This window comes from Plantactinospora sp. A48 (assembly GCF_055793945.1).
Genome location: NZ_JBTIXF010000031.1, coordinates 1 through 18,732, shown reverse-complemented (window position 1 = coordinate 18,732; position 18,732 = coordinate 1). Strand labels below are relative to the sequence as shown.

Annotated in this window: 12 protein-coding genes and 3 pseudogenes; 13 read left to right on the top strand and 2 right to left on the bottom strand. The window is 72.4% G+C overall.

Translation table 11 applies throughout. The annotated features are described in order from the left end of the window. Positions 1-42: 42 nt before the first annotated feature. The 4 genes from ACXN5W_RS17340 to ACXN5W_RS17325 all read left to right on the top strand — a co-directional run bounded on the left by ACXN5W_RS17340 (position 43) and on the right by ACXN5W_RS17325 (position 4,293). Positions 43-441, top strand: a complete 399-nt coding sequence (locus ACXN5W_RS17340) for a winged helix-turn-helix transcriptional regulator (protein ID WP_473159346.1) — start codon at positions 43-45, stop codon at positions 439-441. A 92-nt stretch (positions 442-533) separates the two neighbouring features. Then, the gene (locus ACXN5W_RS17335; RefSeq protein ID WP_473159345.1) at positions 534-1,403 is read left to right on the top strand and encodes an LLM class F420-dependent oxidoreductase; all 870 of its coding nucleotides are present in this window, start codon (positions 534-536) and stop codon (positions 1,401-1,403) included. A 177-nt stretch (positions 1,404-1,580) separates the two neighbouring features. After that, complete coding sequence (locus tag ACXN5W_RS17330; protein WP_473159344.1) at positions 1,581-2,642, top strand: hypothetical protein; 1,062 nt, start codon at positions 1,581-1,583, stop codon at positions 2,640-2,642. A 121-nt stretch (positions 2,643-2,763) separates the two neighbouring features. Beyond that, positions 2,764-4,293: a hypothetical protein gene (locus ACXN5W_RS17325; protein WP_473159343.1), complete on the top strand. Its 1,530-nt coding sequence runs from the start codon at positions 2,764-2,766 to the stop codon at positions 4,291-4,293. A gap of 18 nt (positions 4,294-4,311) precedes the next feature. Here ACXN5W_RS17325 and ACXN5W_RS17320 read toward each other — a convergent pair whose 3' ends face one another. Then, complete coding sequence (locus tag ACXN5W_RS17320) at positions 4,312-5,472, bottom strand: glycosyltransferase (protein ID WP_473159342.1); 1,161 nt, start codon at positions 5,470-5,472, stop codon at positions 4,312-4,314. Further along, positions 5,469-6,455 (bottom strand): glycosyltransferase family 2 protein, encoded by a 987-nt coding sequence (locus ACXN5W_RS17315; protein WP_473159341.1) that lies wholly within the window; start codon positions 6,453-6,455, stop codon positions 5,469-5,471. The genes ACXN5W_RS17320 and ACXN5W_RS17315 overlap by 4 nt, the downstream gene beginning before the upstream one ends. Before the next feature lie 336 nt (positions 6,456-6,791). Here ACXN5W_RS17315 and ACXN5W_RS17310 point away from each other — a divergent pair, with 336 nt between their 5' ends. The 9 genes and pseudogenes from ACXN5W_RS17310 (at position 6,792) to ACXN5W_RS17270 (ending at position 18,602) form a co-directional block, all read left to right on the top strand. After that, positions 6,792-7,916, top strand: coding sequence for a PfkB family carbohydrate kinase (locus ACXN5W_RS17310; protein ID WP_473159340.1), 1,125 nt, complete (start codon positions 6,792-6,794; stop codon positions 7,914-7,916). Beyond that, positions 7,913-8,854: a carbohydrate ABC transporter permease gene (locus tag ACXN5W_RS17305; RefSeq protein ID WP_473159339.1), complete on the top strand. Its 942-nt coding sequence runs from the start codon at positions 7,913-7,915 to the stop codon at positions 8,852-8,854. The genes ACXN5W_RS17310 and ACXN5W_RS17305 overlap by 4 nt, the downstream gene beginning before the upstream one ends. Positions 8,855-8,857: 3 nt before the next feature. Continuing rightward, positions 8,858-9,685 (top strand): carbohydrate ABC transporter permease, encoded by an 828-nt coding sequence (locus ACXN5W_RS17300; RefSeq protein WP_473159338.1) that lies wholly within the window; start codon positions 8,858-8,860, stop codon positions 9,683-9,685. 10 nt (positions 9,686-9,695) lie between these two features. Next, on the top strand, positions 9,696-11,012 hold the full coding sequence (locus ACXN5W_RS17295) for an ABC transporter substrate-binding protein (RefSeq protein WP_473159337.1): 1,317 nt from the start codon (positions 9,696-9,698) through the stop codon (positions 11,010-11,012). Positions 11,013-11,016: 4 nt separating this feature from the next. Then, positions 11,017-12,363: a 6-phospho-beta-glucosidase gene (locus ACXN5W_RS17290; protein WP_473159336.1), complete on the top strand. Its 1,347-nt coding sequence runs from the start codon at positions 11,017-11,019 to the stop codon at positions 12,361-12,363. A 145-nt stretch (positions 12,364-12,508) separates the two neighbouring features. Continuing rightward, positions 12,509-14,002: pseudogene (locus tag ACXN5W_RS17285) on the top strand (ATP-binding protein); the annotation flags it as partial. Next, positions 13,979-15,448 (top strand): annotated as a pseudogene (locus ACXN5W_RS17280) (ATP-binding protein); the annotation flags it as partial. The pseudogenes ACXN5W_RS17285 and ACXN5W_RS17280, both read left to right, overlap by 24 nt. 6 nt (positions 15,449-15,454) lie before the next feature. Continuing rightward, positions 15,455-16,093: pseudogene (locus ACXN5W_RS17275) on the top strand (toprim domain-containing protein); the annotation flags it as partial. Positions 16,094-16,112: 19 nt separating this feature from the next. Continuing rightward, the gene (locus ACXN5W_RS17270; RefSeq protein ID WP_473159335.1) at positions 16,113-18,602 is read left to right on the top strand and encodes a DNA gyrase/topoisomerase IV subunit A; all 2,490 of its coding nucleotides are present in this window, start codon (positions 16,113-16,115) and stop codon (positions 18,600-18,602) included. The last annotated feature ends 130 nt before the right edge of the window (positions 18,603-18,732 follow it).

Genomic DNA, 18,732 nt, shown 5'->3' with positions numbered 1-18,732 from the left:
GTGGACATGTGACCATGGGGTCGGCGTAAGGAGCAGAGCTGGATGTCCCCGTGCAACGGTCATGCCTGCGAGCCGGATCCCCATGCCACCGCCTGCACGGTCCGGGAGGTGCTCGACCGGGTCGGCGGCAAGTGGAGCGTCGGCGTCATCATCGAGGCGAGCCAGGGGCCGATCCGGTTCACCGAGCTGGAACGGCGGATCGAGGGCATCAGCCGGCGGATGTTGACGCTCACCCTGCGGAACCTGGAACGGGACGGGCTGCTGACCCGGACCGTGTACCCCGCCGTCCCGCCCCGGGTCGAGTACGCCACCACGGAGATGGCCCAGGAGCTGTACGACTCACTGGTCCGGCTGACGGAGTGGGCCGACCACCACCGGGCGGCGATCACCGCGGCGCGGGCCGCCTACGACGCGCGCCAGCCGACCGCCCCCGACCGGTGACCGACGGTACGGACACCGCCGGATCTCCGCATCCGAACATTCCGGCGTTCGACCAGGTCACGGCCTAGGCTCGGGGGTGGAGGTGTCCAGGGATGAAGCTTGGCCTGCACTACTGGAACTTCACCACACCGGCCGACCCGGCGGCGATCGCGTCGACCATCGCCGAGACCGCGCGGCTCGCCGAGAGCGCGGGCGTCGGATCGTTCACCGTGATGGACCACTACTTCCAGATGGAGGCCGTCGCGTCCGCCGGTGAGCCGATGCTGGAGGCGTACACCACGCTGGGCTACGTCGCCGCGCTGACCGAACGGATGACCCTCGGTGTGCTGGTCACCGGGGTGACGCACCGGTATCCGGGCACGCTGGCCAAGATCGTGAGCACCCTCGACGTGCTGTCCGGCGGCCGGGCCCGGCTCGGCATCGGTGCCTCCTGGTACGAACGCGAGCAGCGCGGCCTGGGGGTGCCCGTGGTGCCGGTGGCGGAGCGGTTCGAACGGCTGGAGGAGACCCTGCGGATCTGCCTCCAGATGTGGAGCGACGACGACGGACCGTTCGAGGGCCGGCACTACCGGTTGACCGAGACGCTCAGCTCGCCCCAACCACTGACCCGCCCCCACCCGCCGATCATGATCGGTGGCGGCGGCGAGAAGAAGACGCTGCGCCTGGTCGCCCGGTACGCCGACGCCTGCAACCTGTTCGGCACCTCACCCGACGAGGTGGCGGCAAAGCTCGACGTGCTGCGCCAGCACTGCGCCAACGAGGGCCGCGACTACGACTCGATCACCAAGACCGTGCTGGTCACCCGGCAGGTGCTGACCGACGTCGACGGCTGGCTGGCCGAGGTCGAGGCGTACGCGGGGTTGGGGGTGACCGAGGTGCAGACGATGCCGGACCGGCACCCCGTCGAGTTCACCCAGCGCCTGGCCGACGAGGTGCTGCCCAGATTCCGCGACATCGGCTGAGCCGGCGCGTTCCGCCCGGCGTTCGCGGAGCCGTCGCCGACACGTGGCCGAGGCTTCACCGGGCCGACACCCACGCTCGACACAGTCGGAGGCCGGATCGGTGCGGGAGATCACCGCGGGCGGGTGACGGTTGGGGCGGCAGTGTTGTCGATGTCGAGCGGGAGCGCGGACTGAGTCGTGCATCACGCCAACCACTACTACGGGCACTCGTACGTCCTGGCCCGCTACTGCGGGGTGGACCTCGATCCGCCGCACATCCACGGTTATCTCCAGCACGGCTGGAACATCGGTGACGGGCTGGCGGCTGACCACGAGTTCGTGCCCGGCGTCCCGGTCTTCCTCTGGTCCGAGCGGACCCGCCGCCGCGCCTGGTCGCTGGGCCGCCGACGGGGTTACGTGGTCGGCTCGCCCTGGGCCTACCTGCTGCGGATGACGCCCGAACCGGGGCGGGCGTCAGGATCGCCGGATTCCCACCTGCCGATGCCGGACCCTCACCGGTCACCGGCGGATCCCGGCCGGTCGGCGTCGGTCGCCCACCTGTCGATGCCGGACCCTCACCGGTCACCGGCGGATCCCGGCCGGTCGGCGCCGGCCGCCCAGCTGCCGGCGCCGGATGCCGGTTCCGTCAGCGCCCCGGCGGGGACACCCGGGGCGGGCCGGGAGGGCACCATCTGGTACCCGTTCCACGGCTGGGAGGGCCAGCGGGTCAGCGGCGACCACGGCCGGCTCATCGCCACGATCCGGGAGGTGGAGCCCGGCCCGGTGACGATCTGTCTGTACTGGCAGGAGTACCAGTCCGGGCGGCTGCGGCGGCGGTACGAGCGGGCGGGCTTCCGGGTCATCTGCCACGGCTACCGGGGCGGTCAGTGGCGTGACCTCGACCCGTACTTCCTGGACCGGCAGCTGGCCGAGCTGCGCCGGCACCGCCGGGTGGCGTCCAACCGGCTCGGCAGCGCGGTCCTCTACGGCATCCTCGCCGGCTGCGAACCCGCGGTGTACGGCGACCCGATGCGACTCGAACGGGAGGATCCGCGGTTCGGTGGCCAGGCCCGGATCCGCCGCCAGTGGGCTGAGCTGCACGGTGAGCACGTCGACCCGGCGATGGCGCGTGAGATCGCGGTGACCGAGCTGGGCGCCGACCGGTTGGCGGCCCCGGCCGAACTGCGCGAGCTGTTCCGCTGGCCCCGACACCGGCCGTCCGCGTCACACGCCGGCTCCGCCGCCGGGAACGCCCGGTGACCCTGAACCGAGCCGGTCACCGCCCGGTGACCCTGAACCGAGCCGGTCACCGCCCGGTGGCCGTGAACGCAGCACATCACCGCCCGGTGGCCGCACGCCGCGTCGACAGGAGGACCGCCCGGTGACCGTACGCCTGATCGGTGGGGAGATGCTGGTGTGGTCGGACCTCGACGGCCGGCACGGGCCGGGACCGGTGCGCGGGCCGGCCCTCGCCCCGGTGCTGGCCATGGCGCACGGTCGCACCCTGGTCGCCGGGCCGCACGAGCCGGGCCTTGTCGACCGGCTGCCAGCCACCGAGGTCACGCTGCTGGTGCGGGGGGTCCCGGACGCCGAGGCGCTGGCCGAGCGGTACCGGGACCGTCCGGAGGTGACGGTCTGCTGCGGCGGACCGGAAAAGCTGCCCGTGGACCCCCCGTACGACACGGTGATCGCCCTCGACGGACTCGGGCGGCTCTGCTCGGTGGAGGGCGCGGAGCTGCCCTGGGCGGACGCCCTGGATCTGCTGGCGGCGGCCGTCCGGCCCGGCGGCCGGCTCCTGCTCGGGATGGAGAACCTGCTCGGTCTGCACCGGCTGGTCGCGCTGCCGGCCGGGTCCACCGACTCGGACTGGGGGGTGCCGGCCGAGTGTGATCCGGCCCGGCCCGCCGGCCTGGCCCGACTGTCGTCCCGGCTGGCCGTGGCCGGATTCGCGGTGGCCGGCAGTTATGCCGGCTACCCGACGCCGACGGCGCCCACGGTGCTGCTCGGGCCCGACATCCTGGCCGAGGACGGCCTCGACGGGTTCCTCGAAGCCGCCCTGAGCGCCGCCTGCGCTCCGGCGGAGGACGTGCTCACCGACCCGGTCCGGCTGGCCGTGACCGCGCTGCGGCACGGCGCCGCGACCGAACTCGCCCCGGGCTGGGTGCTGGTGTGCCACCGCGAGGGCGGACCGACCGGGTCGGCGGGGCCGCCCCCGCCGGCCGGCGTGGTGACCGCCGGCCCGGTCACCCACCTGCTGCATCGCGGGACGGGACGGGACTGGCTCCGCCGGGCCGTCGACGCCCGCGCGGCCGAGCCGGTGCCGACCGGCCAGACGCTGCGCCGGCTGCTGCTGGCGGCGTGCCTCGGGCGGGACCTGCCGAGGCTGCGCGGGCTGCTGACCACCTGGCAGGCGGGCAGCGCCGCCGGGGTACCGGCCGATCAGGTGATCGTCGGGCCCGACGGCGAGTTGACCCCGCTGGCCCCGGCCGGCGAGCCGGATGAGGCGCGGCGCGGGTTCGCGGCGACACTGCTCGGCGCCGACCATCCCCACCCGTGGCCGGCCTACGGTGACCTGTCCGGGTTGGCCCGTACCCTGGTCGCGCTCGCCGACCGGGAGTCGGCGCCGTCGCGACCGGCCGGCGCCGAGCCGGACCGGCCGGCGAACCGGTCCGTCCGGGAACTGCTGGCGATCCGGGACCGGCTGACCGCCGAACTGGCCGAGGCCCGGGCCGAGGCGCGCAGCTGGGAGCGGGAGGTGGCCGCGCGCAACACCGAACTGACCGCCGCCCGGCGCACCATCGACCTGCTCAGCGCCGCCGGGCCGGCCCGAGCGGGCCGAGCCCTGATCGGCGGTGCCCGCGCGGCGCGCCGGTCGGCCCGCGCCGTGGTCCGGCGGATCCACCCCGGCTGAGACCAGGTCGGCCTGGTCTCAGCGCGGTCGGCGGGTCAGGGTGCCGCGACGGGAGTCGGCGACGGCGTCGTACAGCGACTCCAGCCGGCGCGACTGGACACGCAGGTCGAACGCCTCGGTGACGTGCTGCCGGGCCTGCCGGCCGAGCCGGTCCCGCAGGCCGTCGTCGGCGAGCAGCCGGTCGATGGCGGCGGCCAGGGCCACCGGGTCCGCCTCCGGGCAGAGCAGGCCGGTCCGGTCGGGCAGCACCGCCTCCGGGATACCACCGTGGTACGTCGAGACCACCGGAACACCCAGGCTCGCGGCCTCCAGGATGGTGGTGGGCAGTCCCTCGGTGTCGCCGTCCGCCGCCGTCTTCGACGGGGCGACGAGGATCCGCGCCTCGGCGACGTGCCGGGCCACCACCGCCGGGGGTTGGGCGCCGAGGAACGTGGCGGCCAGCCCGAGCCGGGCCGCCCGCTGCCGCAGCTCACCCTGCAACGGGCCCGCGCCGATGAGCACCGCGCGGGCCGCCCCGGACCGGGCGAGCGCGGCGATCAGGTCGTCCACGCCCTTCTTCTCGACGAACCGGCCCACGAACACGACATCCCAGCGCTTGGGCGCCGGCGGCGGGACCGGTGGGATCGGCACCCCGGTGTGGTGGACCAGCACCTTCGCCGGGTCCGCGCCCAGCGCCAGCACCCGGTCGCGGATCGGCCCCGACACCGCGAGGATCAGCGCGGCGCGCCCGAACGCCGTCCGCAGGTTCCGGCGGTGCCGCAGCCCGCGCGGGCCGGTGGCGGCGGCCTGCCGGGTCACGTCCAGCCCGTGCACCGTGATGACCAGCGGGATGCCGAGCCGTTCGGTGGTCCGGCTGATCAGCCGGCCGTCGCCGCCGAAGTGGGCGTGTACCAGGTCGGGGGCGAGGCCGGCCAGCGCCGCGCGCAGCCGCGCCGACCGCCCGGTGAGCCGAAGCCCCAGCCAGCCGCGCCGCCCGGCCGGGGTGTCCGGGTAGACGATCACATCGCTGTCCGAGGCCAGGTCCGAGTCCACCCGGACCGCGCCGAGGTACCTGGGCTGCCAGGTGGCCAACGCGGCGCCGTGGTTCCGGACGAAGGTCTCGGAGCCGGGGAGGAGGCAACTGCGCCAGATCACCAGCCGCCGTCCGGAACCGCCGGCCGCCACGTCACCGCTCGTCACGACCGGGCCGCCACCCGGTCCGGCTCCTCGGTGGACGCCTGACCACGGGACCGGCCGCGCCCCAGCACCAGATCGCGCAGGGTGTGCCGCAGCCCCGGCGGAAGCAGCCAGATCTGCAGGAACGTCAGGTAGTCGATGACGGCGGGCCGCCCGTGCCGGCGGGCCTCGGCCAGCAGCGTGCCGAACACCCTCCAACTGCGGGTCTGCGCCGCCATCGAGCTGACCACGCTCATCGTGAAGGCGGCGTACGCCCGCGGGGTGAACAGGTGCCGGGCCGTACGCAACCAGTCCAACTGCTCCTGCCAGGGCGCCTCCAGGCTGATCCGTGGCCGGTCCTCGTCCTGGTGCCAGACCACCAGGGGCCGCGCGGCGATGGTCAGCTCGGCGCCGTCGTACCGCACCGCCCGCAGGGCCCAGTCCAACTCCTGCTGCCGGCGCAACCCGACGGTGAACGGCACCGCCCGGAACAGCTCGGTCGGTGCCATGATCGTGGACGTCTGGATGAAACCGTCGCCGTGGAACAGTCCACGTCGCACCGTGAAGTACTCGCTCAGCGGCTCGCCGGGCGCGGGCAGCCGGCGCGGCATGACGAACTCCGCGCGGGGCGTCCGGTTGATCAGTTGGCAGGCCACGATCGGCGCCGGAGCGACCGTGCCGGTGGCGATCGCCAACTGCACGGCGAGCTTGTCCGGCAGCCACTCGTCGTCGTCGTCCAACAGCGCCGTCCAGCGGGCTCGGGCGTGCCACGCGCCGACGTTGCGGGCGTTCGGCGCGCCACCGGAGGTGGCCAGGGTGACGGTCCGCACCCGGGGGTCGGCCAGCCGGTCGAGCGCCGCGACGGTGCCGTCGTCGGGTCCGTCGACAACCACGATGATCTCGATGTCCCGCACCGTCTGCGCCAGCGCGCTGCGGACGGCTCGGGTCACCAGATCGGGCCGGGAACGGGTGGGGATCACCACGCTCACCTCGGGGGTGCTGGACATGCCGGCGAGGCTAGGTGCGCCAACCGGCGCCCCGGTGAACCCCGGGCGGCCAGCACACGAGCGGGCGGCGAACCGGTGGCCACCCGGAGCTGACCGGCCGGCGAACGCGGGCCCGCCGGAGGGGCCCCGAACCCATCGAACCTTTTTCACCCCGAACCCCGCGGCGCCCGCGCCCCACCTTCGATCTCCGCCACCGTCGGACCGCAGGGGAGGTTGAAAAGGTTCATTGACAGGCCGGCCCGGCGCTGTTGAACTTGCTCCAATTGAGCGTGATCAACCCCGGAGCGGGCGGAACCGCCGGACATCCGTCCCCGCGCCCCTTTCGAAGGGATCGTCTTGATCAGCCCATCGTTCCCCGCCGGCCCGTCCGGTCCGGACGCCACGGGCCCGGTGGCCGCTACGCCACCGCTTGATCTGTTCGTCTCCGGCGTGGTCTTCCTCGACATCGTCTTCACCGGCCTGACCGCCCTGCCCGAACCGGGGGTCGAGGTCTGGGCGCCGGGGATGGGTTCCTGCCCCGGCGGCATCGCCAACCTCGCCGTGGCGGCCCGCCGGTTGGGGGTACGCACCGGCCTCGGCACCGCGCTCAGCTCCGACGTGTACGGCGACTTCTGCTGGCAGATCCTCGCCGAGCAGGAGGACATCGACCTGTCGGCCTCCCGCCGCGTCGACGACTGGCACTCCCCGGTGACCGTCTCGCTGGCCTACGAACGGGACCGCAGCATGATCACCCACGGGCATCCCGCGCCGGTCGGCGCCGACGGCCTGGTCGGTGAACTCCCCGCGGCCCGCAGCGCGTTCCTCAGCGTCGGCAGGGAACCGGCTCCGTGGGTGCGCCGCGCCCGGGCCGGGGGCACCCTGGTCTTCGCCGACGTCGGCTGGGACGACACCGCCACCTGGTCCACCGGGGTGCTGGCCGTGCTCGACGACTGCCACGCCTTCCTGCCCAACGCCGTCGAGGCGATGCGCTACACCCGCGCCGACACCCCGGCCGACGCCCTTCGCCGGCTGGCCGACCGGGTGCCGGTAGTCGTGGTCACCTGCGGCGCGGACGGCGCCCTGGCCATCGACGCGGCCACCGGGGAGAGCGCCGCCGCCCCCGCCGTCCGGGTGGCGGCGCTCGACCCCACCGGCGCGGGTGACGTCTTCACCGCGGGCTTCATCGCCGGCACCCTCCGGGACTGGCCGCTGTCCCAGCGCCTGGCCTTCGCGAACCTGGTGGCCGCGCTGTCCGTGCAGCACTTCGGCGGCTCTCTGTCGGCGCCCGGCTGGGGCGACATCAACGACTGGTGGCGCGCGGCCAAGCAGCGGGCCACGCGGCACCACGACGACGCCGTCGAGGCCGAACTCGTCCGCGCCTACGGCTTCCTCGACGACGCGATCCCGAGGGGCGAGAGCCGCCGTACCCGCCGGGCCACCGCCACCATCGCCCGGCTGTCCGACCTGGACCGGTCCCGGTGAGCCGACCCGACCGGCCGGGGCCACCCGCCCGCCGCCCGGCGTCCCGGCCCCGCCGCCCCGGGCCGGGCGGCCCGCGGATCCGCCGGGACACCCTGGCCGGGTACGCCCTCCTCGCGCCCAGCCTCGTCGGGGTGCTCGGGTTCCTGCTGGTGCCGGTCGTCGTGGTGGTGGGGATCAGCCTGCACCGCTGGGATCTGGTCAGCCCCGCCCGGTGGACCGGCCTGGACAACTACCGGTCGATCCTCACCGATCCCAACTTCGGCCGGTCGCTCGCGGTCACCGCCTCGTTCGTCCTGCTGGTCATCCCGCTCCAGGTGGCCCTCGGGCTGTGCGTGGCGCTGCTGCTGCACCGCCGGCTGCCCGGCTCCACCTGGTTCCGCGCGATCTTCGTACTGCCGTGGATCACCGCGCCGCTGGCCCTCGGGGTGATCTGGAAATGGGTCTTCGACCCCTCCGACGGCGCGCTCAACGCGCTGCTCGGGCACCGGATCGAATGGCTGACCAGCCCCACCCTGGCGCTGCCCGCGGTCGCCACGGTGACCGTCTGGACCAACGTCGGCTACGTCGCGTTGTTCTTCCTGGCCGGGCTGGCCGGCATTCCCGAGCAGTACCACGAGGCCGCCCGGATCGACGGCGCCGGAGCCTGGCAGACGTTCTGGCGGGTGACCCTGCCGCTGCTGCGCCCGACCACCTTCTTCGTGCTCACCACCGGAGTGATCGCCAGCTTCCAGGTCTTCGACACCGTCTACGCGATGACCCAGGGCGGTCCGGCCGGCCGGACCGACGTGATCGCCTCGCTGATCTACAAGGAGGCGTTCACCGCCTTCCGGATGGGTCGCGCCGCCGCCATGTCCGTGGTGCTGTTCGTGCTGCTGGTCGCCGTCACCCTCGGCCAGCAGCGCTACTTCCGGCGCCGGATCACCTACGAGATGAGCTGACCGGTGCGCAGACCTCTCCTGCTCAACGCCGCCACCTACCTCGGGCTGGTCGTCGGCGCGGTGCTGACCCTGGCGCCGTACCTGCTGAGCGTGCAGACCTCGGTCAAGACGGAGCGGCAGTTCGCCAGCACGTCCCCGCTGGCGCCACCCGCACCGGTCACCGGCGCGAACTACGCCGAACTCGTGGTCGGCGGGCACTCCCTGGTGCCACCGCTGGTGATCACCGTCCAGGTCGTCCTCGTCGTCGTCCTCGGCCAGCTCACCTGCTCGGTGCTGGCCGCGTACGCCTTCGCCCGGCTGCGGTTCCCCGGTCGGGACGCGCTGTTCTGGGTCTACCTGGCCACCCTCATGGTGCCGATCGTGGCCACCCTGGTGCCCCGGTTCGCGATGCTGAGCCAGGCCGGGCTGCGGGACACCTTCTGGGGCATCGTGCTGCCCTCGATGTTCGGCTCACCGTACGCGATCTTCCTGCTCCGCGAGTTCTTCCGGGGCATCCCCGAGGACCTGGTCAGCGCCGCCCGGCTGGACGGCGCCGGTCACCCCCGGGTGCTCTGGCACGTGATCCTGCCGCTCAGCCGGCCGGTCCTGGCCACCCTGCTGATCATCACGGTGGTCACCCACTGGAACGACTTCCTCTGGCCGCTGGTCATCACCAGCGGCCAGCGGTGGCGGGTGCTCACGGTGGCCACCGCGGCCCTGCAGAGCCAGTACAACGGCAACTGGACCCTCGTGATGGCCGCCACCAGCCTGGCCACCCTCCCGCTGCTCGTGCTGTTCCTGGTCTTCCAGCGGCACATCGTCAAGTCCATCACCATCACCGGCCTGAAATGAGGATCCGCCCGTGAGAACGCACCGGCTCCTGACCGTGCTCGCCGCCCTGGCCCTGACCGTCGCCGGCTGCTCGATCAGCGGTGGCGACGACGACTCGTCCTCGGACGGCAGGACCACCGTCACCTTCCGACTCTGGGACGACCAGGTCGCCAGGTCCTACATGACGTCGTTCGCCGAGTTCGAGAAGCAGAACCCCACCATCAAGGTGAACGTCCAGACGGTGCCATGGGCCGACTACTGGACGAAACTGCCCACCGACATCTCGGCCGGCACCGCCGCCGACATCTACTGGACCAACACCTCGAACTTCGGCCTCTACGCCGACAACAACCAGCTGATGCCCATCGAGGGCGACCTGGCCGCCAACCAGGCCGGCTGGACCAGATCGGTTGTCTCCCTCTACACCCGCAACGGCAAGCTGTGGGGAGTACCGCAGCTGTGGGACTCGATCGCGCTGTTCTACAACAAGGACCTCGTGGCGAAGGCCGGCGTCGACCCGGCCAAGCTCACCTGGAACCCCACGGGCGCCGGTGACACCTTCCTGCCCGCCGCCCGGAAACTCACGGTGGACAGCGCCGGCCGCACCGCCGGCCAGCCCGGCTTCGACCCCGGCAAGATCAAGCAGTACGGCTTCAACGCCGCCTTCGACCAGCAGGCGATCCTGTGGGACTTCGTCGGCTCCAACGGCGGAACCTGGCAGCAGGGCGACTCGTTCAACTTCGCGTCCCAGCCCAGAACCGCCGCGGCCGTGCAGTACGTCGTCGACCTGATCAACAAGCACCACGTCGCGCCGTCGGCCGCCGACACCAACACCAACGGCGACAAGACCCTCCGGATGTTCGCCGAAGGCAAGATCGCGCTGTTCCAGTCCGGTCCGTACAACCTGCAGAACATCAAGGACGCCGCACAGTTCAAGTGGGGCCTGGCCCCGATGCTGCGCGGACCGGCCGGCCGGGTCGGCGTGGTCCACGGCGTCGCCGCCGTCGCCTCGGCCAAGACCGCCCACCCGGACGCCACCCGCGCGGTGCTCAAGTGGATCGGCTCCACCGAAGGGCTCCAACCCATCGCCGCCCGGGGCTCCGCGTTCCCGGCCGTCACCGCCGACCAGCCGGTCTTCGTCGACTACTGGAAGAAGCTCGGCGTCGACGTCAAACCGTTCGTCGACGCCGCCGAGGGCACCACGTTCCCGGCCCCGGTCGGCCCCCGGGTCGGGGCCGGCGGCACCGCCATGAGCCCCATCCTCCAGCAGGTCTTCCTCGGCCAGCTCGGCGTCACCGAAGGGCTGAAGCGGGCCGAGACCGCCGGCAACGAGGCCAGCAAGGGCTGACCGGGTGCGGCTGACCATCCTCGGCGGCGGCGGCTTCCGGGTCCCGATCATCCACCGGGCGCTGCTCGGCGATCGGGGCCCGGACCGGGTCACCGAGGTGACCCTGTACGACACCGACAGCGCCCGGCTGCACGCCATCGCCCGAGTGCTGGCCGCCCAGGCCCGGGACGTCCCCGACCCACCCGCCGTGGTCACCACCACCGACCTGGACGCCGCGCTGGCCGGCGCCGGGTTCATCTTCTGCGCCATCCGGGTCGGCGGCCTCGCCGGCCGGGTGCTCGACGAGCGGATCGCGCTCGACGCGGGCGTGCTCGGCCAGGAGACCGTCGGCGCCGGCGGCATCTCGTACGGGCTGCGCACCGTACCGGTGGCCACCGACCTGGCCCGGCGGATCGCGGTGACCGCCCCCGACGCCTGGGTGATCAACTTCACCAACCCGGCCGGCCTGGTCACCGAGGCCATGGCCGCGCACCTCGGGGACCGGGTGATCGGCATCTGCGACTCCCCGGTCGGTCTCGGCCGCCGCGTCGCGCACGCCCTGGGCGTCGACCCGACCCGGACCCGGCTCGACTACGCCGGCCTCAACCACCTCGGCTGGCTCCGGGCCGTGCACGTCGACGACACCGACCTGCTGCCGTCGCTGCTCGCCGACGACGCGGCGCTGGCCACCATCGAGGAGGGCCGGCTGTTCGGCGGCGAGTGGCTACGGGCCATCGGCGCCGTACCCAACGAATACCTGCACTACTACTACGGCAACCGGGAGACCACCGCGGCGGCCCGGGGCGCCGCGGCCACCCGTGGCGAGTACCTGCTCGACCAGCAGCGCCGCTGCTACGCCCGGCTGGCCGGGGCCGACGCCGACCCGCTGACGGTCTGGGAGGACACCCGGCTGGACCGCGAAACCACCTACCTCGCGGAGAACCGGGCCGCCGTCGGCGCGGGCGACCGCGACCCCACCGACCTCACCGGCGGCGGCTACGAACAACTCGCCCTGGCGCTGATGCGCGCGATCGGCCGGGCCGAACCCGCCACGCTGATCCTCAACGTGCCCAACCGGGGCGCCCTGCCCAGCCTCGACGACGACGCCATCGTCGAGATCCCCTGCGTGGTCGACGCCGACGGTGCGCGTCCGCTGCCCGTCGGCCCGCTGCCCGACCACGCCCTCGCGCTCGTCCACGCGGTCAAGGCCGTCGAACGGGCCGTCCTGACCGCCGCCGCCACCGGGTCCCGGGCCGCCGCGCTGCGGGCGTTCGCCACGCACCCGCTGGTCGACTCGGTCGCCGTCGCCCGGCGGCTGCTCACGACGTACCAGGGGCACTTCCCGGAACTGGCCTACCTGCGCGGACCGTGATCGGCGGTGCTCGAACCGGCGCCGGGCACCGGTGCTCGGACCGCGCCCAGCGCCAGCTCGATGGCCCGGACGCCGGTGGTCCCGGGGCGGCGGCCGGCACCACCGGCGTGACCTGCGCGCCACGCGTACCCCCGGTTGCGAGCCGATGTCGGTGCCGCCGGTTAGGCTCGCCGCGCCGCCCCCGACCGGGAGCCGGCCGACGACCGGGGAGTACGACGAGTTGACCGCGCAGCCTGACACCCTCTACGGAGCCGCCGACCTCACTCACCTTGAGGGTCTGGACGCGGTCCGCAAGCGACCCGGCATGTACATCGGCTCCACCGACAGCCGCGGCGTCAACCACCTCGCCAACGAGATCATCGACAACGCCACCGACGAGGGCGTCGCGGGGCACGCCACCCGGGTCGAGGTCACCCTGTTCGGCGACGGCTCGGTCCAGGTCGACGACGACGGTCGGGGCATACCCACCGACGTCCACGCCCGGTCCGGGCTCTCCGGCGTCGAACTGGTGCTGACCCGGCTGCACGCCGGCGGCAAGTTCGGCGGCTCCGGCTACAAGACCTCCGGCGGCCTGCACGGCGTCGGCGCCTCGGCGGTCAACGCCCTGTCCCACCGCTTCGACGTCACCGTCCGGCGCGACGGCGCCGTACATTCGATGTCCTTCCGACGGGGCGTGCCCGGCGCGTTCGACGGCCCCGGACCCGACGCGGGCTTCACCCCCGGCTCCGGGCTGCGGATCGAGCGGAAGCTGCGCCGGGGTGAGCCCACCGGCACCACGATCCGGTACTGGTACGACGCCCGGTACTTCGAGACCGGCGCGGCGCTCGACGTCGACGCCGTCCGGACCAAGCTGCGCAACACCGCCTTCCTGGTGCCCGGCGTGACCTACCTGCTGCGCGACGCCACCGGGGACGAGCCCACCGAGGAGGTGTTCCACTTCCCGAACGGGCTGGCCGACATGGTGGAGTTCCTCGCCCCGGCCGGCGACCGGCCGGTCAGCGGCACCCTGCTGATCACCGGCGAGGGCACCTACCGGGAGAACGCCGCCGACGCCAACGGCGTCATGCAGGCCAACGTCGTGCGCCGGGCCGAGGTCGAGATCTCGCTGCGCTGGGGCACCGGCTACGACCGCACCGTCGAGTGCTTCAGCAACACCATCCGCAACGCCCACGGCGGCACCCACCGCCGCGGCTTCGAACGCGCCGCCACCCGGGCGCTCACCGAGGCGATCCGCAACACCCGCGGCCTGCTCAAGCCGAAGGAGGACCCGCCGACCGTCGACGACGTCCTGGAGGGCATGACGGCGGTCATCCACGTCCGGATCCCGGAGCCGCAGTTCACCTCCCAGACCAAGGACGAACTGTCCACCGCCGGCATCACCAAGGTGGTGCAGACCCTCGTCGAGCAGCACCTCAAGGACTGGGTCGACGGCCGGCGGACGAAGACCGAGGCCCGCACGGTGCTCCAGAAGATCGTGGACGCCGCCCGGGTCCGGCTCGCCCACAAGCAGCAGAAGGACGCCGCCCGCCGCAAGACCGCGTTGGAGGGCGCGGCCATGCCGGCCAAGCTGGTCGACTGCCGGTCCACCGGGGTCGACCGCAGCGAGCTGTTCATCGTGGAAGGCGACAGCGCACTGGGGTGCTTTACCGGTGACACGATGGTCGCCCTCGCGTCGGGCCGGAGCATGTCGTTCGAGAACCTGGCCGCCGACTGGCAGCGGGGAGTCAGCCACTTCGGGTACACGACCAACAAGGCCGGCCGGGTGGTCATCGCACCGCTCGTGGCGCCCCGGCTGACCAAACGCAACGCCCGGCTGGTACGGGTCACCCTCGACAGTGGCGAGTCGGTGCGGTGCACTCCCGACCACCTCTTCCGGCTGCGTGACGGGTCGTATCGCCGGGCAGACGCGCTGCTGCCCGGCGACTCCCTCATGCCGCTGTATCGCCGGCTCTCCAGCAGGGAGCAGGGCGACAAGCTGAAGGGGTACGAGCAGATCTGGATGAACGACCGCCACGAGTGGGTCTACACCCACTACCTGGCGGACGCCTGGAACCTTCGGCATGGCAGGGACAGCTCCGCCAACGGCAAGGTGCGGCATCACATCGACATCAACAAACGCAATAACGATCCCCGGAACATCCGCCGGATGACCTTCGAGGATCACTTCGCGCTGCATGCTGCCATGATGGGCGAGCATGTGCAGGCCGGCTGGCGTGAGTGGTTCGCCAACGGCGGGCGGGAATTCAAGTCGGCGATGCTCACGAGACAGTGGCAGGATCCTGCCTTCCGCGAGGCGTGTCTTGCCCGCCTGTTCGCGCTGAACGACTCGCCCGCTTTCCGAGCCAAGATCGAGAAGGGCTTCCGGGACTGGTACCAGGCCCTCAGCCCGCAGGAGAAGCGCGCCTACGCGCAGCGGATGCGTGAGTGGCAGGCGGCGTACTGGGTGCACCCGGAGCACCGGGCAGCGGCAGCGGAGCGGGTCCGGCGGTTCTTCGGCGATCCCGCTCGGCGGGAGGAATGGCGCGAACGATCGTTGCGGCAGTGGCAGGACGACGACCTGCGAGCATGGCGATCCCACAAGACGATCGAGCAGTTCGCCGATCCCGCGGAACGCAACCGGCAACGTAACGCGGTGCTGGCGTGGCACCGGGACAACCCGGAATTTGGTCGTCGGCATTCGCAGCGGATGAGGCAGCGAATGAGCGACCCTGGCACCGGGCACCTCGCTCAAGCTCAGGCCGGGCGTGCCCGGTACGTGGCAGCCGTGCCCAGGGAGGAACGCGTCCGGAAGCAGAACGAGGGCCGCAGACTGGCCGCGCTGCGTAGGCTCGCTGCCCTGCTGCCGCTGACCGACGCCGAGCTGGCTTCAGGATACGAGGCCGACCGGCTGCGATCCGCCCGGACCGGCCTGCGGTTCGACCGCCTGCTGGCTCTGTACGACGGAGACCTCGTCCGCCTCCGTGCGGCGGCTTCGATGGTCAACCACACGGTGACCTCAGTGAAAGCGTTGGACGAGACGGCGGATGTCTACGACTTGACGGTCGACGACTACCACAACTTCGCCCTTGAGTCGGGAGTGTTCGTCCACAACAGCGCGCGGGTGGCCCGAACGGCTGAATACCAGGCGTTGCTTCCGATCCGTGGCAAGATCCTCAACGTCCAGAAGGCGAACCTCCAGCAGGTGCTGGACAACGCCGAGTGCTCGGCGATCGTCCAGGTGCTCGGTGCCGGCTCGGGACGTACCTTCGAACTGGGCTCGATGCGCTATGGCCGGGTGCTGATCATGGCGGACGCCGATGTGGACGGGTCGCACATCCGGACGCTGCTGATCACCCTGTTCGCCCGGTACATGCGCCCGGTGATCGAGGCCGGCCGCCTGTACGCGGCCATGCCCCCGCTGCACAAGATCACCACCCGGGGCCGGAACCCGGAGACCATCTTCACCTACACCCAGGCCGAGATGGAGACCACGGTGGCCCGGCTGGAGAAACGCGGCCGGCAGGTGGTCACCCCGATTCCCCGGTTCAAGGGGCTCGGCGAGATGGACGCCGACGAGTTGTGGGACACCACGATGAACCCGGCGACCCGGGCGGTCCGCCGGATCACCCTGCACGACGTGGACGCGGCCGAGCAGACCCTGGAGCTGCTGATGGGGGAGAAGGTCGAGCCACGCAAGAACTGGCTGATCAACGCGGCCGGCCGGATCGACCAGGATGCGATCGACGCGTGAACCTCCGAGGAGAGAGCTGATGGCACGCCGCAAGGGCACCGTCACGAAGGTGGACCTGTCCGCGTTCGACCAGGCGGGCGCGCAGGTCATCGACAACCCGCTCACCACCGAGGTCGAGGACTCCTACCTGGAGTACGCGTACTCGGTCATCCATTCCCGGGCACTGCCGGACGCCCGCGACGGCCTCAAGCCGGTACACCGGCGGCTGCTGTACTCGATGAGCGAGCAGGGCCACCGGCCGGACCGGGCGCACGTCAAGTCGGCCCGGGTGGTCGGCGACGTGATGGGTAAGTTTCACCCGCACGGTGACCTGGCCATCTACGACGCCATGGTGCGGCTGGCGCAGGACTTCTCGCTGAACGCCCCACTCATCGACGGACATGGAAACTTCGGGTCCCCGGACGATGGACCGGCGGCGAGTCGCTACACCGAGTCGCGTATGTCGCAGGCGGCGATGCTGCTGGTGGGCGAGTTGGGCGAGGACACCGTCGAATTCAAGCCCAACTACGACGGTTCGCTGACCGAGCCGACCGTGCTGCCGGCGGCCTTCCCGAACCTGCTGGTCAACGGGGCCTCCGGAATCGCGGTCGGGATGGCCACCAACATGATCCCGCACAACCTCGGCGAGGTGGTGAACGCGGCACGCTGGATGATCGACCACCCGGACGCTTCGCTGGACCGGCTGATGGAGTTCGTGCCCGGCCCCGACCTGCCCACCGGCGGACTGCTGCTCGGCCTGGACGAGGTGCGCCGGGCGTACGAGACGGGTCGGGGTGTGGTCCGGATGCGCGGCCGGGTCGAGATCGGCCCGCTGGAGGGCAGCCGGGGCCGGCAGGCGATCACCGTGACCGAGCTGCCGTACGGGATCGGCGCCGAGAAGGTGATCGAGAAGATCACCGACGAGGTGAACCGGACCAAGCGGCTCCAGGGCATCGCCGATGTCAAGGACCTCACCGACCGGGAGAACGGCACCCGGCTGGTGATCGAGTGCAAGGTCGGGGTGAACCCGCAGGCGTTGCTGGCCGACCTCTACCGGCTCACCCCGCTGGAGCAGTCGTTCGGGGTGAACAATCTGGTCCTGGTGGACGGGCAGCCCCGTACCCTGGGCCTCAAGGCGCTGCTGGAGACGTTCCTGGCGCACCGGTACGAGGTGGTCACCCGGCGCACGTCGTACCGGCGTCGCAAGCGGCAGGAACGGTTGCACCTGGTCGACGGCCTGCTGATCGCGCTGCTGGACATCGACCGGGTGGTGCGGTTGATCCGGGGCAGCGACGACGCCCAGGCCGCGAAGGACGGCCTGATGAGCGAGTTCGGCCTGTCCGAGATCCAGGCGACGTACATCCTGGACACCCCGTTGCGCCGGCTCACCCGGTACGACCGGCTGGAGTTGGAGGCCGAGCAGGACCGGCTCCGGTCGGAGATCGCCGAACTGTCCCGGATCCTCGACGACGACGGCGTGCTGCGGGGCGTGGTCTCGGACGAGCTGACCGAGGTGGGGAAGCGGTTCAGCGCGGCCCGCCGGACCACCCTGATCGACGGTGACCTCAAGGAGGTGCTGGCGGCGTCCGCGCCGGCCGGGCCGCTGGAGGTCGCCGACGACCCGTGCCAGGTGATCCTCTCGGCGACCGGCCTGGTGGCCCGCACCGCGGCCGAGTCGGAGGAGGCGTCCGAGGGGCAGCGCCGCCGGGGCCGGGTCCGGCACGACGCGGTACGGGCGGTGATCCACTCGACGGCCCGCGGTCAGGTGCTGTTGGTGACCAACCGGGGACGGGCGTTCAAGACCGACGTGCTGCCGTTGCCGGTGCTGCCGCAGCAGTCCGGGACGGTGTCGTTGCGCGGCGGGATGTCCGCGGCCGAGCTGGTGGACCTGGAACCGGGGGAGAGCGTGGTCGGTCTGGCGCCGCTGGCCGGGCCGGACGCCGGATCACCGGGGCTGGCGCTGGGCACCCGGCAGGGTGTGGTGAAGGTGTGCGCCCCGGAGTGGCCGGTGCGGTCCGACCAGTTCGAGGTGATCGGGTTGAAGCCCGAGGACGAGGTGGTGGGCGCGGTGTGGCTCACCGACGGCGCCGAGCAGCTGGTGTTCGTCACCTCGGACGCCCAGCTGCTGCGGTTCGGGGCCGGGCTGGTCCGGCCGCAGGGGCTCAAGGGCGGTGGCATGGCCGGCATCGCCCGGTCGGCCGACGCGGAGGTGATCTTCTTCGGCGCGGTCCGCACCGACGACGCCGAGCACGGCGAACCGGTGGTGGTCACCTCCACCGGTCTGAACGTGAAGGTCACGCCGTTCGGGGAGTACCCGGCGAAGGGGCGGGCCACCGGTGGGGTGCGGGCGCAGCGGTTCCTCCGCGACGAGGCCCGGCTCGCGGTGGCCTGGGTGGGTCCCCGACCGGCCGCCGCCACCGCGACGGGCGAGCCGGTCGAGTTGCCGGAGCTGAACCCGCGCCGAGACGGTTCCGGTACGCCGGTGCTGCTCGGTCCGGAGGTGGTGGGTCACCTGGTGGAACGCGGCTGACGATCCGCCTGAGTCGTGCTGCTTGGTCTCGTGCCGGGTCCGTGCATGGTTTCCGCCGGGCCCGCCCACTCTGGGCGGTCAGGCTTGATCCCGTCGTGGGCGGGCCCGGAGGAAACCCGTCGGGCCCGCC

What these genes read in the sequence shown, in the direction of transcription:
- ACXN5W_RS17340 (WP_473159346.1), top strand. Translation starts at nt 43, where the DNA reads ATGTCCCCGTGCAACGGTCATGCCTGCGAGCCGGATCCCCATGCCACC.
- ACXN5W_RS17335 (WP_473159345.1), top strand. Translation starts at nt 534, where the DNA reads ATGAAGCTTGGCCTGCACTACTGGAACTTCACCACACCGGCCGACCCG.
- ACXN5W_RS17315 (WP_473159341.1), bottom strand. Translation starts at nt 6,455, where the DNA reads ATGTCCAGCACCCCCGAGGTGAGCGTGGTGATCCCCACCCGTTCCCGG.
- ACXN5W_RS17270 (WP_473159335.1), top strand. Translation starts at nt 16,113, where the DNA reads ATGGCACGCCGCAAGGGCACCGTCACGAAGGTGGACCTGTCCGCGTTC.